Raw genomic sequence first — 992 nt, 5'->3', positions numbered from 1 at the left:
GCAGCCGCCACAGCCCCTCCGGATCCCCCACACCACCCGGGAACCGGCACGCCATCCCGACGATCACCACCGGATCGTCACCGGCGACCGCACCCCCGACCGCCGGCACGACGGGCTCCGCACCCGGCGCATCGCCCAGCAGCAACTCCCGCAGGTGCCGGGTGAGCAGTACGGGTGTCGGATAGTCGAAGACCAGCGTCGCGGACAGGGGGAGGCCGGTGGCCAGGGCGAGCGTGCCGCGGAGTTCGACCGCGGTGAGTGAGTCGACGCCGAGGTCGCGGAAGGCGCGCTCGGCCGGGACGGCCGCGGCCCCCGCGTAGCCGAGGATGCCGGCGGCGCAGAAGCGGACGACTTCGAGGAGCACGCGTTCCTGTTCCGCGGGAGTGAGTCCGATGAGCTGGTCGCGCAGGACGGAGCCGTCGCCGCGGCCGAACCGTTCGGAGGCGGCCCCGGCGTCCTCGACGGCCGCGCGTGCCTCGGGCAGCGACTCGATCAGCGGGCTGGGACGGGTGATGGTGAAGAAGGGCGCGAACTCGGCCCAGTGGATGTCCGCGACCATGACGACCGGGCGGGGCTCGCCGACCGCGCGTTGCAGCGCCAGGACGCCCAGAGCGGGCTGGAGCGGCAGGACGCCGCCCCGGTGCATGCGCCAGTGGACGACTTCCTCGTCGGCCATGCCGCCGTCGGCCCACGGTCCCCACACGATCGAGGTGGCGGGCAGTCCGGCTGCCCGTCGCCGCTGGGCCAGCGTGTCGAGGAAGGCGTTGGCGGAGGCGTAGTTGCCCTGGCCCGTGGTGCCGAGGGTGCCGGAGATCGACGAGAAGAGGACGAAGGCGTCCAGGTCGCGGTCGCGGGTGAGGTCGTCCAGGTTCAACGCGCCCAGCGCCTTCGCCCGCAACACCGCCGCGAACCGCTCCGGCGTCAACGCGTCGATCACACCGTCGTCCAGCACACCCGCCGCATGCACCACCGCATCCACCGGATACCGCGCC

1 protein-coding gene is annotated in these 992 nt (G+C 73.4%); it reads right to left on the bottom strand.

Annotated features, from left to right (window positions below; genetic code table 11):
- Nucleotides 1-970: beta-ketoacyl reductase (locus IE239_RS41485; RefSeq protein WP_229878828.1), on the bottom strand; the 970-nt coding region annotated here is incomplete at its 3' end.
- Nucleotides 971-992 lie beyond the last annotated feature (22 nt).

Source organism: Streptomyces humidus (assembly GCF_014649655.1).
In the GTDB taxonomy this organism is placed as follows: Bacteria; Actinomycetota; Actinomycetes; order Streptomycetales; family Streptomycetaceae; genus Streptomyces; species Streptomyces humidus.
The sequence above is the reverse complement of the archived record's forward strand: the minus strand, read 5'-3'. Positions and strand labels throughout refer to the sequence as shown.